Annotated in this window: 14 protein-coding genes and 1 pseudogene; 6 read left to right on the plus strand and 9 right to left on the minus strand. The window is 71.6% G+C overall.

Features of this window, described 5'->3' with window-relative positions; translation table 11 throughout:
- Window positions 1-46: 46 nt before the first annotated feature.
- The 5 genes and pseudogenes from FLX08_RS42080 to FLX08_RS14665 form a co-directional block, all read right to left on the minus strand.
- Window positions 47-259 (minus strand): hypothetical protein, encoded by a 213-nt coding sequence (locus tag FLX08_RS42080; protein ID WP_244312641.1) that lies wholly within the window; start codon window positions 257-259, stop codon window positions 47-49.
- A 67-nt stretch (window positions 260-326) separates the two neighbouring features.
- Window positions 327-728 (minus strand): annotated as a pseudogene (locus FLX08_RS43390) (class I SAM-dependent methyltransferase); the annotation flags it as partial.
- Window positions 729-1070: 342 nt separating this feature from the next.
- Window positions 1071-1601 (minus strand): DUF417 family protein, encoded by a 531-nt coding sequence (locus FLX08_RS14655; RefSeq protein ID WP_208761455.1) that lies wholly within the window; start codon window positions 1599-1601, stop codon window positions 1071-1073.
- Between the two features lie 136 nt (window positions 1602-1737).
- Entirely contained in the window at window positions 1738-2100 is a 363-nt protein-coding gene (locus tag FLX08_RS14660) for a nuclear transport factor 2 family protein (RefSeq protein ID WP_142619386.1), read from the minus strand.
- A 97-nt stretch (window positions 2101-2197) separates the two neighbouring features.
- On the minus strand, window positions 2198-2428 hold the full coding sequence (locus FLX08_RS14665) for a hypothetical protein (RefSeq protein WP_142619387.1): 231 nt from the start codon (window positions 2426-2428) through the stop codon (window positions 2198-2200).
- Window positions 2429-2676: 248 nt separating this feature from the next.
- On the opposite strand from FLX08_RS14665, the gene FLX08_RS14670 reads away from it, so the two are divergent.
- Window positions 2677-3675 (plus strand): RNA polymerase subunit sigma-70, encoded by a 999-nt coding sequence (locus FLX08_RS14670; protein WP_142619388.1) that lies wholly within the window; start codon window positions 2677-2679, stop codon window positions 3673-3675.
- Between the two features lie 20 nt (window positions 3676-3695).
- Window positions 3696-4142, plus strand: coding sequence for a DUF6069 family protein (locus FLX08_RS14675; protein ID WP_244312653.1), 447 nt, complete (start codon window positions 3696-3698; stop codon window positions 4140-4142).
- Window positions 4143-4152: 10 nt separating this feature from the next.
- On the opposite strand, the gene FLX08_RS14680 is transcribed toward FLX08_RS14675, so the two are convergent.
- The 4 genes from FLX08_RS14680 to FLX08_RS14695 all read right to left on the minus strand — a co-directional run bounded on the left by FLX08_RS14680 (window position 4153) and on the right by FLX08_RS14695 (window position 8114).
- A complete protein-coding gene (locus tag FLX08_RS14680; RefSeq protein WP_142619390.1) occupies window positions 4153-5115 on the minus strand; it encodes a GlxA family transcriptional regulator in 963 nt (320 codons plus the stop codon).
- Window positions 5116-5216: 101 nt separating this feature from the next.
- Window positions 5217-6101: an alpha/beta fold hydrolase gene (locus FLX08_RS14685; protein ID WP_244312643.1), complete on the minus strand. Its 885-nt coding sequence runs from the start codon at window positions 6099-6101 to the stop codon at window positions 5217-5219.
- Window positions 6102-6388: 287 nt separating this feature from the next.
- Entirely contained in the window at window positions 6389-7018 is a 630-nt protein-coding gene (locus FLX08_RS14690) for an HD domain-containing protein (RefSeq protein WP_142619392.1), read from the minus strand.
- A 118-nt stretch (window positions 7019-7136) separates the two neighbouring features.
- The gene (locus FLX08_RS14695) at window positions 7137-8114 is read right to left on the minus strand and encodes an L-threonylcarbamoyladenylate synthase (RefSeq protein ID WP_142619393.1); all 978 of its coding nucleotides are present in this window, start codon (window positions 8112-8114) and stop codon (window positions 7137-7139) included.
- 291 nt (window positions 8115-8405) lie between these two features.
- Between FLX08_RS14695 and FLX08_RS14700 the strand changes: the two genes are divergently transcribed.
- From FLX08_RS14700 to FLX08_RS14715, 4 genes are all read left to right on the plus strand, one after another.
- Window positions 8406-12578: a SpoIIE family protein phosphatase gene (locus FLX08_RS14700; RefSeq protein WP_142619394.1), complete on the plus strand. Its 4173-nt coding sequence runs from the start codon at window positions 8406-8408 to the stop codon at window positions 12576-12578.
- The gene (locus FLX08_RS14705; protein ID WP_142619395.1) at window positions 12578-12877 is read left to right on the plus strand and encodes an STAS domain-containing protein; all 300 of its coding nucleotides are present in this window, start codon (window positions 12578-12580) and stop codon (window positions 12875-12877) included. The genes FLX08_RS14700 and FLX08_RS14705 overlap by 1 nt, the downstream gene beginning before the upstream one ends.
- A gap of 134 nt (window positions 12878-13011) precedes the next feature.
- Entirely contained in the window at window positions 13012-14217 is a 1206-nt protein-coding gene (locus tag FLX08_RS14710) for a cytochrome P450 (protein ID WP_142619396.1), read from the plus strand.
- Window positions 14218-14263: 46 nt separating this feature from the next.
- Entirely contained in the window at window positions 14264-14893 is a 630-nt protein-coding gene (locus FLX08_RS14715; RefSeq protein ID WP_244312644.1) for a TetR/AcrR family transcriptional regulator, read from the plus strand.
- Window positions 14894-14895 lie beyond the last annotated feature (2 nt).

Below are 14895 nucleotides of genomic sequence, written 5' to 3' on the forward strand. Positions count from 1 at the left end.
ACATGCGGCCTCAGAGGGAAGAGGCACTCGTTGGCGGGCGTGAGACTCATCCGGAGCGGGCCGTGACGAGCCATGCCGAAGCGGGTAGTCGTACGGCGCCATCGCGCTCGAAGGGACGCAATGCCGACGCCAACGCCTCCCGGGCTCGGGCCAGGGTGGTGACCTCGGCACCGGAGATGAAGCCCGCCAGCTGTACGTCGAGCAGGAAGCCCGCGGCGGCCATCGCATCGTTCCCGAGCACGGTGAGGTACTCGATCACCTCCGTGGCGGTGACACAGGAACGCCAGCCGGCCCTGCTGCCGCAATGACCGTCTGATGTTGGCGAACGCGGCCACCGGATCATCGAAGAACATGACGCCGGCGCGGCTGATCGCCACGTCGAAACGGCGGGAGGGAAACGGGTGGACCTGGGCGTCGCCGCGCTCGAAGGTGATGTTGGCGAGGGACTCCTCGGCGGCGATGCGCCGGGCGAGCTCCAGCATCGGGGCCGACAGGTCGATCCCGACGACCTGGCCCCGCCTGGCGTGGCGCGCGGCGATCCGGGTGGTCTGACCGGTGCCGCAGCCGATGTCGAGCACGCGGTCGCTCTCGGCGATGCCGGCGCCGGCGAACAGGTGCTCGTTGGCGGGCTCGGCCATCCGATCGAGGTGTCGGTGATGTTCGGTCCAGCGTCGGCCTTCCTCGCCGTTCCACGCGTTCTCCTGGGCGACGTTGACCGGGGTCGTCATCAGGACGCCTCCGCCTCGTGAAGCCGTTCGGCGAGTCGCCGTCGAGCCGGGTCGCCGAAGACGCCTGCAGGCACTCGAAGCTCGATGAACAGCATGGCGACAGTGTCCTTTCCGAAGAGGAGATGGTCACCGGAGATGCTGCCGCCCGGGCTCGCCGTCGTCGTCAGCAGAGGGAAGGCTGTTGCGGCTACCGCATCGGGAGTGGGGACAGGCCGCCGTACGACCTTCGAAGTAGAGAAAGCGCACACGCGTGACGGTGTGTACGGATCTTCCGCCACACGAAGGAGAGCGCGTCCACGTCGGCCTGCGCCTCACATCCCGGCACCCGGCGCCGGCGCTGGGCTACCGGCGTTCGGCGGCCTGCAGGGCGTCCGCGGCCGTGAGCAGGCAGGCTCCGAGAAGCACCGCGTCCTTCAGCAGGAACTGCCCCGTGAGTGACAGCTTCGGTTCGCCGTGTGTCTCCTGCCACGCCCCGGGCGTCGTGGCCAGGAAGCTGAGGGTGGTGGCGAACATGCCGGCGGCGGCGAGGCTGCCGAGGGCCGACGCTCTCGGCGCGATCGGTTGTGCTCCGATCAGCGACCCCAGAACGATCTCGGCGACGCCGAGCAGGCCGGCGAGCCTTTTCTCCCCCAGTCTGGCGACGAGCCATGCGAGCGGGGGGCTTGCGGTCACGAGGGGGCGGATATTCTCCACCTCGAAGTCTTCGAATTTCAGCCGGCCGATCTCCAGAAGGTTGAGCGCAAGAGCGTACCGAACGGTCGAAATCCCTAGACTGTGCACGATTTTGCCGATGCGATGCAGTTCCATCGAAGCCTCGCTCACCGCGTCGATGGCGCTCGATGCAGGATTCGGACATTGACGGGCGACGACCATGCGGCCAGGGCCGTGTCCGCGGCGCCGCCCACCACCGTACTCTCCTCGGTTTCGTCGCCGGACGCTGCTCGGCGCCCGGAAGCGAGCCTGCGTGCGCTCCCGGGGAGGGCCGTTGACGTATGGACCGCCTGGAGCGCTAGACCGCGTAGACGGGGGCGAGATCGACGAATATGCGGTAGTCCGAGATCAGGCCGTCGTCGCGGGTGCGCCAGATCGACACGGCGACGACGCTGACGTCCTTGCCGTCGAGCCTGTGGTAGGTCACCTCGGTCTCGGCGATGATGTCGGCGTCCACCCGCCACTCGCGGACGATCCGGTGCCGCAGGCCGCCGATCGTGGCGTAGAAATCCCGGATTCCGGCGACGACGGCCTCACGTCCCGCGAGCGGTTCGGCGTTGCCGAACACCAGCGTGGCGTCCTCGGCCAGTAATCGCCCGAACTCCTCGGGATCGAACGAATCGACCGTTTGGAAAACGCGTCGCACCGCATCGTCGGACATACCGGCCCCTTCTCGCGGAGACAAGATCACCTATGGGGACGATATGGGGCGAAGAGCGGCGCACAACTAGCGCAAAAGTAGGGATTTCGTCTCCGGCTCACGCCTCGGCGGCGCCTTTGCCCTCCGGCACGAGCGTGCCGGCGATGCGTTCCTGCCGCGTGATCTCGGCCTGTAGCTGCCCGAGGTCGTCGGCGTCGACCGTACGGCAGGCGCCTGCCATCTCGGCCGCACGGTCGAAGGGGCGCTCGCGGGTCGCCCACAGCCGCCCGGCATCGCTCCGCAGGATCCGCCAGCCATCGTGCGACCCGGGCTTGGGGAGCGTGTTCACGTGGGCAGACACTATCGGATCATGATCACCTCCGGACCGCGAGGGGTGTGGTTTTATCCCCCGAACGGCCGTAGAGAGGGCGACGGGAGATAAATCCACACCAAGGACAAGATCTTTACACCGGGGGCCGGCGCCCGTCCCGTGCCCTCCTGTCCCTCCGGCCGCGCGTTCGGACCCCTGGTGATGAGTTGTCGCGCCCGCGTCCGTCACACGTACGACGGGACACGACGACGCGGAAGGATGACGCGATGGGTGCGGACACGCTGCTGAAGGAGCTGGGCGTGAGCGATCTGGGCGAGGTCGACGAGCCGGGGTTCTCGGCTTTGGCGGGGCGGCACCGGCGGGAGCTGCACGTGCACTGCTACCGGATGCTCGGGTCGTTCGAGGACGCCGAGGACGCCGTGCAGGAGACGTTCCTGCGGGCCTGGCGGCGGCGGGAGACCTTCGAGGGGAGGTCGACGTTCCGGGCCTGGCTCTACCGGATCGCCACCAACGCCTGCCTCGACCTACTCGCCAAGAGCCGTCCGGAGCCTGCGGCCGGAGGCGAGGTGCGGTGGCTGCAGCCCTACCCGGACCGGCTGCTGGACGAGCTGCCCGCCGGCGACGCGGACGAGCCGGAGAGCGTCGCCGTCGCGCGGGAGACGATCGAGCTGGCCTACCTGGTCGCCGTCCAGCACCTCGCGCCGCGCCCGCGGGCCGTGCTGATCCTGCGCGACGTGCTCGGCTGGCCGGCGAAGGACGTGGCGGAGCTCCTCGGAGACTCCGTCAACTCCGTGAACAGCGCGCTGCAGCGGGCCCGCGCCGGCATGCGGGAGCACCTGCCCGCCGAGCGGCAGGACTGGACCGGCCGCGAGGAGGACGCCGGGACGCGCGAGCTGGTGCGCCGCTTCATCGAGGCCAGCGTGGCCACGGACATCAAGAGGATCACCACGATGTTGCGGGACGACGTCCGCTGCTCGATGCCGCCCACGCCCGGCCTGTACGTCGGCCGCGACGCGGTGGTGAACGACTGGATCCAGGACGGCTTCGAGCGCCTGGAGAACCTGCGCGCCGTCCAGACCTCCGTGAACCGGCAGCCGGCCGTCGCCTTCTATCTCTGGCGGGAGCAGGAGGGCGCCTACCTGCCGCTGACGATCGACGTCCTGCGCATCACCGGCGGGGCGATCACCGAGATCTTCATCTTCCACGCCGACCGGTTCCCGGGGCTCGGCCTGCCGGAGCGCCTGCCCGCGGACGGCACCGAGTGATGGGGGACGACGTGAACAGCATGAACGACTCCGGGATCGTCGCGGGCCCGGCATCGGGCCACACCGGCCACGCCCGCCGGCTCCTCGGCCTCGCGGGCGTCGGCGTCGTCGCCACGCTCGCGGCGATGGCCGCCACCGCCCTCGCCGCCGCGCTCGCCCAGGCCGCCGGCGTCGGCTTCGAGATCCCCGACGGGGGCGAGTCGATCCCGTTGCCCGGGTTCGCCGTGGTGACCGGCTTCTTCTCGGTCGTGGGCGTCGTCATCGCCGTCGCCCTTCTTCGATGGAGCGCCCGCCCCGCCGAGCGCTTCGTGTGGACGGCGGTGTCGCTGACCGCGATCTCTCTGGTCCCGCCCTTCCTCTCCGGGGCGGACGCCGCCACCGTCTCCGCCCTCGTCGGGCTGCACCTCGTCGCCGCCGCGGTGATGATCCCCACCCTGGTGCGAAGCCTCCGCACCCGGACCCGCTGACGACTCCGCGCTACCGCATGGTCGTGGTCACGCGGTAGCGCGAGGGCGGGATGCCGTACCGGTCGAGGAAGTTCTGCCGGAGGCTCTCCGTCGTGCCGAAGCCGCAACGGGCCGCGATGGCGGCCATGGGCAGGGACGTGGAGACGAGGAGATGGGCGGCGGCCTCGGTGCGGGCCCGGCGGACGAATCGCCCCGGGGTCTGGCCCAGGTGCCGGAGGAACAGGCGGGTGAGATGCCGCTCGCTCACGCCCGAGCCGGTCGCGAGGGCGGCCGTGGTCAGGTCGCCGTCGAGGTGGCTCGTGATGTGGTCGACGACGCGCTTGACCAGGCCGTCGCTCGGCGGCGGGCTCTCCGTGAACATGCTCATCTGGGCCTGGTTGCCGGGTCGCTGCAGGTAGGCCACTAGATAGCGGGCCACCTCCCGGGCGAGCGGCGCCCCGTGATCCTCTTCGATGAAGGCAAGGGTGAGGTCGAGGGCGCTCGTGACCCCGGCGGCCGTGGCGACGTTGCCGTCGCGGATGAAGATCGGCTCGGCGTCGACGGTGATCTCCGGGTGGCGGGTGGCGAGCACGTACCCGTACTTCCAGTGGGTGGTGGCCCGGCGCCCGTCGAGCAGGCCGGCGGCGGCCAGCACCGCCGCGCCCGTGCACACCGAGGCGACGCGGCGGCTCTCCCGGGCCAGGCGGCGTACGTGGCCGACGATCACCTGGCTGGCGGCGGCGTCCTCGTGCCCGATTCCTCCCGACACCACGAGCGTGTCGAGCGGTCCGGTGATGTGCTCAAGTGCCTGCTGCCCCTGCAGCGTCAATCCACTCGCGCAGGTGATGGGCAGGCCCGACGGGGTGGCCAGGCACACGTCGTAAGGCGGCGCGGCGCCGTGCAGGTTCGCCATTATCAGGCTGGACGTCACGCAGGAAATGTCCAGCAACTCCGCCGCATGGTATCCGAGCACGACCACACGTCGTCGAGTCATGGCCCGACTCTACGTCGGAAAGGCATAAAGCCAAGATTTCCGGGCCTTTCAATGGCGCTTTCTGTCGCGAAAGGGCCGAAATGTCATATCGCGCGCCCCGGCTACTCGTCCTGAGCCTGGCGTGCGGCCTGCGCGATGACGCGCTCGATGGCCTTGACCGCCACATCGGGCTGGTCGACGTAGATGTAGTGGCCGCTCTTGGCGGCCGTGCTCAGCTTGCTGTCGCCGGACAGCTCGAGCCACTTGCGCTGGCCCGCCGCCCACGCCCGCTCCAGGCGCGGGCCGTAGGTGGGGACGGCCGCGAGGTAGGGCGTGCCGTGCTGGATGACCTCCACGGGGATGTCTCCGGCGGAACGGACCTTGCCGTCGGGGACGACGAGCTTCTCCGGGTTCTCGCCCTTGAACACGGCGAGGTTCTGCGCGCGCAGCTCGGCCGCCGGGCCGGTGGCCGACTCGGGGATCGCCGTGCTGATGTCGTGCAGCATCGTGGACGGGGTGGCGTCCATCAGGACCAGGCCCTTGACCCTGTCCTGGTGGTCGGGGGCATACCTGGCGGCGATCAGCCCGCCCAGCGAGTGCCCGGCCAGGACGACCGGGCCGTCGCCGGCGACGCGGTCGATCACCCCGGTCAGGATCTTCCCGGTGCTGGAGAAGCTCTGCGGGCCGTCCGGCCGGTCGCTCGCGCCCTCGCCGAGCCGGTCGTAGGAGCAGACCCGGTTGTGTTCGCTCAGCGTCTTCTGGAAGGCGGCCAGCTTGTCCAGCCCGTCGCCCGCGCCGGCCAGCAGGACGACGACGGGCCCGCCCTTCTCCGGGTCGCCCGAACAGGACACGTTCACCGACCGGCCCGCGACCTCGATCTTCGTGGTCCCGGAGATCGGGGCGGCGGCCGTCCGCGTGGCGGGGGCGAGAGGGTCCCAGTTCTCCAGCGACTCGCCGTCGCAGCCGGCGACTCCCGCGCCGAGCACGGTGCAGCACAGAGCGGCCACGACGGATGTCCTGATCCTGGGAAGCAAGAGGTCCTCCAGTGAGGGAATCGACGCACGGGGATGCGCACGGCGGTGCGGCGGGAAAGCACAGCGCCGTGGCTGCGTCGTAACGCTACGGATCGGAAGATCCGAGATCGTCACCACTCAGTGGACATTCGCCGGTAGCTCGCACGGGGGACAACGCGGGGGGGACGAAACGCGGCAGACAAGCGGGGGCGAGCGGGGGGCAAGCGGGGGACACCCGCGAGAGCTCCCCCGCGTCGCCCCGCCACGGCTCGCGCGGTGACCTACTCCGGCCAGGGGGAGCCGAGGATCGTGTCGACGAAGTTCCCCCGCCGGAAGCCGGGCACATAGCGTTCGAGGACGTCGGCCTTGACGTTGCCGAACGTCGTCTCGGGCTTGGGCGCGATGCCCTCGGTGAACGCCCGCAGGATCGCCTCCTTGAACCCCGGCCGCGGGTGCAGGGCGGTGATCTCGGCCCGCTGGGCGTCGTCGAGCTCGTGATAGCCGATGCCGAGCACGTCATACTCCACGCCCGCGGTGACCAGCGCCACCTCCGGCTCCATGAACTCGGGGATGCCGGGGGTGGTGTGCAGGGCGATCGCGGTCCACACCCGGCGGATGCTGTCCTCCGGCACGCCGCGTTGCTGCAGGAAGCGGCGGGCGGCGTCGGCGCTGTCCACCTCGAAGCGCCGCCCGCTGCCGCGATGTTCCTCGTTGAGCCCCAGGTCGTGGAACATCGCGCCGATGTAGAGCAGCTCCGGGTCGAAGCTCAGATCCCGTCTCCGCCCCAGCAGGCTGCCGAAGAAGTAGACACGGCGTGAATGGTGATAGATCAGGTCGCTGGTGACGTCGCGGACGAACTCGGTCGCCTCCGCCGCCAGCCTGGTGTCGGGTGTGGTCTGGTCGATCGCCATCGTTCTGCTCCCCCTCCGGCTCGGGCTCCACTGTCACCCGCGGCGGCCGAGGGACGTCGCAGCAACACGTTTTGCCGCGTCCATGGCCTGGTCACGGAGGGGAAGCGTGATCGGCCGGTCAGTCGGAGGGCCGGGGTCCCGCCGCGCGGCGGAGCCGGTTGGCGATCGCGAGTCCCAGCCCCTCCTCCACCGGCAGGGACGCGATGATCAGGTCGCATCCCCGCTGGTCGAGCTCGCGCAGGAAGCCGTACAGCTCGCGCGCGTACGCGTCCAGCGAGGCGGGGACCTCGACCACGGCGTGCGCCTTCACCTCGGCGTCGGCGAAGGAGGGGGGAAGGAAGACGCCCACCTGGTGTCCCAGCTCCTGGGCGAGCTCCGCCTCGGCGACGACCTTCCCGGGCTCGACGAGGACGACCCGCGCACGCGGGGCGTAGTGGGACGGATGCTGGCCGGGCACCCGGACGCGGCTCGTGGAGGGGACCGCGAGCGGGCGGCCCAGCGCCGCTTCGAGGTCCTCGCGCGTCACCCCGCCGGGGCGCAGGATGCTCGGGACGTCGCCCGTGGCGTCGACGATGGTGGACTCGACGCCGACCCCGCAGGCGCCGCCGTCCAGCACGAAGTCGACGGCGTCGCCGAGCTCCGCACGGACGTGGTCCGCGGTCGTGGGGCTGACCGAGCCGAAGCGGTTGGCGGACGGGGCCGCGACACCGCCGCCGAAGGCCGCCAGCAGCGCGAGCGCGACGGGGTGGCCGGGCACGCGTACGGCCACGGTCTCCAGGCCGCCGGTCGTTTCGAGGGGCACCCGGGGGCCGCGGCGCAGGACCAGCGTGAGCGGCCCCGGCCAGAAGCGTTCGGCCAGCAGGCGTGCCGTCTCGGGCACCTCCTCGACCCAGTCGCCCAGGCGCTCCGCGCCCCCGATGTGGACGATCAGCGGGTGGGAGGGCGGACGCCCCTTGACCTGGAAGACGCGCGCGACGGCGGCGGGGTTCTCGGCGTCGGCGCCCAGACCATAGACGGTCTCGGTCGGGAGGGCCACGAGGCCTCCGGCGCGCAGCACGCCGGCCGCCTTCTCTATGTCACCGGTTCCTGCCGTCACCCTCGGGATCCTTTCACTGTTCCGCTCTCCGCATACCGGGCTCTCGCCGCGGCGGCGCTGTGTGCGCGGCGGCGCGGGGGCAACGCCGCCAGGACGTGTCCAGCTCAGCGTAGAACCTCGCAGGTCCCACCCCGTCGTGCCGGTCAGGCCGCCGATGAGCATTCCGTAGGGATTCATCCGGCTTCGGCGGGCCGGAGTATCGTGCTGCGCACATGTCACCGACCTCCCCACACCTCTGCGGGAACCGCCGGCGCGGGTGGGCTGGGCTCGGCGTGAACGAGAGGGTGTCACGTGACGCGCTGTGATGACGCTGAGCAGGTGCCACCGGAGGCGTCCGGGGCCGGGGTGTTCGTCGCCGACGACGAGGTCGGCCGCGATCTGGCGTCGGTGGACTGGCGGGCCACCCCGCTCGGGCCGCCGGAGGAGTGGCCGCAGAGCCTGCAGACGGCGGTGAGCATCCTGCTGTCGTCCCGGTTCTCCATGTGGATGGCGTGGGGGCCGGAGCTGACCTTCTTCTGCAACGCCGCCTATCGGCGCGACACGCTGGGCCGGAAGTATCCGTGGGCGTTGGGCCGGCCCGCGGGCGAGGTCTGGGCGGAGATCTGGGACGACATCGGCCCGCGGATCGACACCGTGCTGGCCACGGGGCAGGCGACCTGGGACGAGGCGCTGCTGCTGTTCCTGGAGCGGGCCGGCTATCCGGAGGAGAGCTACCACACGTTCTCCTACAGCCCCCTTCGCGACGACTCCGGCACTGTGGTCGGCATGTTGTGCGTCGTCAGCGAGGAGACCGAGCGGGTCATCGGCGAGCGGCGCATGGCGACCCTGCGGGATCTCGGCTCCGATCCCAGTGTGGTCCGCACCGAGCAGGAGATGCTCGGTTTCGCCTGCCGGCAGCTCGGCCGCAACCTGCGTGACCTGCCGTTCACGCTGACCTACCTGTTCCAGGACGGCGGCGGCGCACGGCTGGCCGGGGTGACCGGCATCGCCGCCGGGCACCCGGCCGCTCCGCTCACGACGGCGGCCGGCGACCCGGGAACGGTGTGGCCCGCGGCGGCGCCGGCCCGGGGAGAGTCGGTGATCGTGCCGCTCGACGGCGCGCCGTTCGCCGATCTCCCGGCCGGAGCCTGGCCGGAGCCGCCCACGCAGGCGCTGGTGGTGCCGCTGCTCCAGCAGGGCAGCGCGCCGTACGGGTTCCTGGTGGCCGCGCTCAACCGCTATCGCCCCCTGGACGAGGCGTATCGCGGGTTCGTCGAGCTGGCCGCGGGGCACGTCGCGGCGGGCATCGCGAGCGCCCGCAGCTATCAGGCCCAGCAGCGGCGGGCGGAGGAGCTGGCCGAGCTCGACCGTGCGAAGACCGTCTTCTTCTCCAACATCAGCCATGAGTTCCGCACGCCGCTGACCCTGATCATGGGGCCGGTGGAGGAACTGCGCGCCCGTCTGCAGGGAGCGGACCCGCAGGTGCGCGAGGAGCTGGAGGTGATCCGCCGCAACGGGCTGCGGCTGGGCAAGCTGGTCAACACCCTGCTGGACTTCTCCCGCATCGAGGCCGGCCGGATGCAGGCCGGCTATGAGCCGGTCGACCTGGCCACCGTCACCGCCGAGCTGGCCAGCCTCTTCCGCTCCGCGATCGACAAGGCGGGCCTGGAGTTCCAGGTCGACTGCCCTCCCCTGGACGAGCCGGTCTACATCGACCGCGGCATGTGGGAGAAGGTGGTGCTCAACCTGCTCAGCAACGCGCTGAAGTTCACCTTCGAGGGCGCGATCGGCGTCACCGTGCGCGGGGAGGGCGACCACGCGGTGGTGACCGTCACCGACACGGGCATCGGCGTCCCGGCCGACGAGGTGCCGCGGCTGTTCGAGCGGTTCCACCGCATCGAGAACGCGCGCTCGCGCTCCAACGAGGGAAGCGGCATCGGGCTGGCCCTCGTGCAGGAGCTGGTCGGCCTGCACGGCGGCACGATCAGCGCCGACAGCGCCGAGGGCGAGGGCACCCGTTTCACCATCCGCCTGCCGTACGGCACCGCGCACCTGCCCGCCGAGGCGATCACGACGGCCGGCACCGGCGCGGGCGCCACCGCCGCGGACCCGTACGTCGAAGAGGCGCTGCGCTGGCTGCCCGCGGACGAGGGCGGCGAGCCCGCCGGAGACGGCATGGAGCTGCCGTCGCACGACGGCTCCGCCGCCCGGTCAGGGGGCTCGGCCGTCCCGGCGCGCGTGCTGGTCGCCGACGACAACGCCGACATGCGCGGCTATCTCGTCCGTCTCCTCAAGGGCGCCGGATATCTCGTCAGCACCGCGGGCGACGGGATGGAGGCCCTGGACGCCGTCCGCGCGGACGCGCCCGACCTCGTGATCAGCGACGTGATGATGCCGCGCATCGACGGGCTGTCCCTGGTCGCGGCGCTGCGGTCCGATCCGCGCACCGCCGCCGTGCCCGTGGTGCTGCTGTCGGCCCGGGCGGGCCAGGAGGCGTCCATCGAGGGGCTGCAGGCCGGGGCCGACGACTACCTGGTCAAGCCCTTCGCCGCCGCGGAGCTGCTCGCGCGGGTGCGGGCGAACATGGACATGGCACGGCTGCGCCAGCACCAGGCGCGCTGGCGCAGCGCGCTGGTCGACTCGCTGCAGGAGGCGTTCTTCGTCTGCGATGAGCAGGGCGCCGTCATCGAGATCAACAGCGCCTTCACCGACATCCTCGGCTACGGCCCGGAGAACCTGCCGTACACGCCGATCCACCCGTGGTGGCCGGACCCCGCCGCCGATCCCGCGGCCTACCAGCAGGTCGCCGACGCCTTCAGCGGCCTGCTCGGCCCGGGCCGGGGCAGCTACACCATCCCGGTCGTCCACCGGGACGGGCACCGGCTGTGGATCAGCGTCACCTTCAACGAGGCGCAGGACCCCGACACCGGGCGGCACGTCGTCGTCGGCACCTTCCGCGACGTCACCGCCGAGCACTACGCCATCCAGCGCGAGAGCGCCCTCGCCTCGCTGAGCACCGGCCTGTCGCAGGCCGGGAGCCTCTCCGACGCGCTGACCGGCGCCCTGCGGGAGCTGCGCGGCCTGTGGCGTGCGACGTCGGTCCTCGCCGCGGTCTTCGGCCAGGGCGAGGAGCCGGCGCTGACCGTCGAAGGTGAGCCGGTGGACTGGCACGGGCTGCCCGGCGATCGCCGCCAGACGCTCACCGACCTGCTGCGGCGGCCGCTGCTCACCCCGGTCACCGAGCGCGACGGGGCCGGCATCCTGCTGGAGCACCCCGAGGGCCAGCTCGCCCTGTGGATCGACCTGGGCGACCACCGGCCCTTCACCGGCGAGGACCAGGTGCTGCTGTCGCTGCTGGCCGGGCGTCTCGCCCAGGGCCTTGTGCGCGCCCACCAGATCGACCAGCAGCGCGAGACCGCCATCGCGCTGCAGCGCGCCATCCTCGGTCCCTCCCGGCTTCCCGACGGGTTCGCCGTACGCTACGAGCCCGCCACCCGGCCTCTGGAGGTCGGCGGCGACTGGTACGACACCGTCGCCCTTCCCGGCGGGCGCATCGGCATCGTCGTCGGCGACTGCGTCGGGCGCGGGGTGCAGGCCGCCGCCGTCATGGGACAGCTGCGCAGCGCGTGCCGTGCGCTGCTGCTGCAGGACGACAGCCCGGCCCGCGTGCTCATGGCCCTGGACCAGTTCGCCGCCGGCGTCCCCGGGGCCCGGTGCACCACCGTCTTCTGCGCCGTCCTCGATCCGGAGACCGGGCGCCTGTCCTACTCCAGCGCCGGACATCCGCCGGGGATCCTCGCCCACCCCGACGGCAGCACGGGCCTGCTCGACGGCGGGCGTTCGGTGCCGCTGGCCGTACGCCCGGGGGCGACCCGCCCGGAGAGCGAGACGGTCATCCCCGCGCGCGCCACGCTCATGCTCTACACGGACGGCCTGGTCGAGCGCCGCCGCCGTCCGCTCTATTCGGGCATCGACCAGGCCAGCCAGGCCGTACAGGACGGCAGGAACGTCGCCGTCGACGACCTCGCCACCCAGGTGATGATCCGCCTGGCGCCCGCGGACGGCTACGACGACGACGTCGCCCTGCTGCTCTACCGGCACCCGGCCCCGCTGGAGATGACCTTCCCGGCGGAGTCGTCCCAGCTCGCGCCCGTACGCAAGGCGCTGCGGAGCTGGCTCGGCCAATGCGACCTGCCGACGCAGATCGTCCAGAACGTCCTGGTCGCCGCAGGAGAGGCGTGCGCGAACGCCATCGAGCACGGCCACCGGCACGCCCCCGGCGACATCGTCCGCCTGCGGGCCGAGGCGTCGGTCGACAACCTGCGCCTCACCGTCGCCGACACCGGCCGCTGGAAGTCCCCCGAGCCCGAGGCCAACTCCCACCGCGGCCGCGGCGTCGCGCTCATGCGCGCCATGATGCAGCAGGTCACCATCACCCCCGGCCCGTACGGGACCACCGTCGACATGCAGATGAGGATCGCCTGATGACCACTCCCCTGACCCTCACCCCTGGGGTTCGCCCGGACGGCGTCGCGCTCCTGACCGCGGCCGGCGAGATCGACATGAGCAACACCGACGCTCTCGCGGCGGCGCTCGACAGCACCCCGGGGCCCGTCGTCATCGACCTGACCTCCGTCGAATACCTCGACAGCGCGGGCCTGAGCGTGCTGTTCGCGCACGCCGACCACATCACCCTCATCGCCAGCCCTCTGCTGACCCCCGTCCTGACCATCTCCGGGCTGGCGGACCTCGTCACCGTCGCCGAGGGGGACTCCGGCGTCTGATAGAGCCGTCCGCCTCCTGAAGTGAGATTTTGCTCTCGCTTGCGTTGATCTCTTTACGCGAGTCATGTGATAGTTGACTATCAAGTGGCTGCTCGACGGCTCGTGGTGAACGGCGATCCGCTCTGGGAGGCATCATGACCACTGTCGAACCCCGGACCTTCCCCTTCGGTCAGGCGGACCGGCTGGAGGTGGATCCCCTTTTCTCCCGGTTGCGGCAGGACGAACCGCTGTGCCGGGTGCGGCTGCCGTACGGGGAACCCGCGTGGCTCGCGACCCGCTATGAGGACGTCAAGGTCGTGCTCGGCGACGCGCGGTTCAGCCGGGCCGCGGCGATCGGCCGCGACGAGCCGCGGATGCGGCCCCACCGGTCCCGCCCCGGCGGCATCCTCAGCTTCGACCCGCCCGAGCACAGCAGGCTGCGCAGGCTGGTGTCGAAGGCGTTCACCGTACGGCGGGTCGAGCTGTTGCGGCCCCGCGCCCAGCAGATCGCCGACGGTCTCGCCGGCGCGATGCTGGACAAGGGCGCCCGGGCCGACCTCGTCGAGGACTTCGGGCTGCCGCTGCCGATCACGGTCATCTGCGAGTTGCTGGGCGTGCCCGTCGAGGACCGGGTCGACTTCCGCACCTGGTCGGACGCGCTCCTGTCCACCACGCGGTTCACCCCCGACGAGGTGGTGCGCTGCATGGGGCTGCTCCGGGACTACATGGCGGGGCTCATCGCCCAGCGCCGCCAGACCCCGAAGGGCGACCTGCTCAGCGCGCTCGTCGCGGCCCGGGACGACGAGGAGCGGCTGTCGGAGGAGGAGATGCTGTCGCTGGCCGAGGCGCTGCTGGTCGCCGGTCACGAGACCACGGCCACGCAGATCCCGAACTTCGTCTACGTGCTGCTCACCCACCCCGAGCAGCTCGCGGCGCTGCGCGGCGACCTCGACCTGATCCCCAGGGCCGTCGAAGAGCTGATGCGCTTCGTCCCGCTCGGCGGCGGCGCGTCGATCGCGCGCTACGCGCTGGAGGACGTCGAGCTGGGCGGCGTCACGGTGCGCGCCGGTGAGCCGGTGGTCGTGAGCCTGATAGCGGCCAACCGCGACGAGTCGGTCTACACGAACCCCGACGACCTCGAACTCGACCGCCAGGAGGCCTCGCACGTGGGGTTCGGGCACGGGGCGCACCACTGCCTCGGCGCCCCGCTCGCCCGGATGGAGCTGCAGGTCGCGCTGCGTACGCTGCTCACCCGGCTGCCGGGGCTCCGCCTCGCCGGCTCCGAGGACGACGTCGTGTGGAAGACGGGGTTGTCCACCCGGGGCCCCGAGCACATGCTCGTCACGTGGGACCGGCCCTGACGGGCTTATCGATAGTTGTCTATCATTTCTGGCTATCCTGTGGCGGGTGAGCACCGAGACCTCGCGACGGCTGCGCGCCGACGCCGCACGCAACTCGGGGAAGATCCTGCGCGCGGCCCGGGAGGCCTGGGCCGAGCAGGGGCCCGACGCGCTGCTCGAAGACATCGCCCGCCGCGCCGGTGTCGGCATCGCGACCCTCTATCGCCATTTTCCCGACAAGGCGGGCCTGGTCAGGGCGGCCCTCGACCAGAGCTTCGCCGAGGAGATCGCCCCCGCCATCGAACGGGCGCTCGGCGACGACGATCCCCGCCGCGCTCTGACCGCCGTGCTGGAGGCGGCGATGTCCACCGCGGATCGGGAGCGCAACACCCTGGCCGCCGCCCGGAACTCCGGCGCCGTCACCGCCGAGGCGAGCAGCCCGTTCATCGAGTCGCTGACCCTGCTGGCCCGGCGCGGGCAGGAGGCCGGCCTCATCCGCGCCGACCTCGTCGCCGACGACCTGCCGAGGATCATGGTCATGCTGATGGGCGTGCTGTGGACGATGGACCCCGGCAGCGACGGCTGGCGGCGCTACCTCGCGCTCGTCCTCGACGCCCTGTCTCCCGGCGCGACCTCCCCGCTGCCGGACGCCGTACCGCTCAGGTCACCGCGCAAGCGGGGCGGCTGGCCCGTGTGACG

This window comes from Microbispora hainanensis, from assembly GCF_006874475.1.
Lineage (GTDB): Bacteria > Actinomycetota > Actinomycetes > Streptosporangiales > Streptosporangiaceae > Microbispora > Microbispora hainanensis.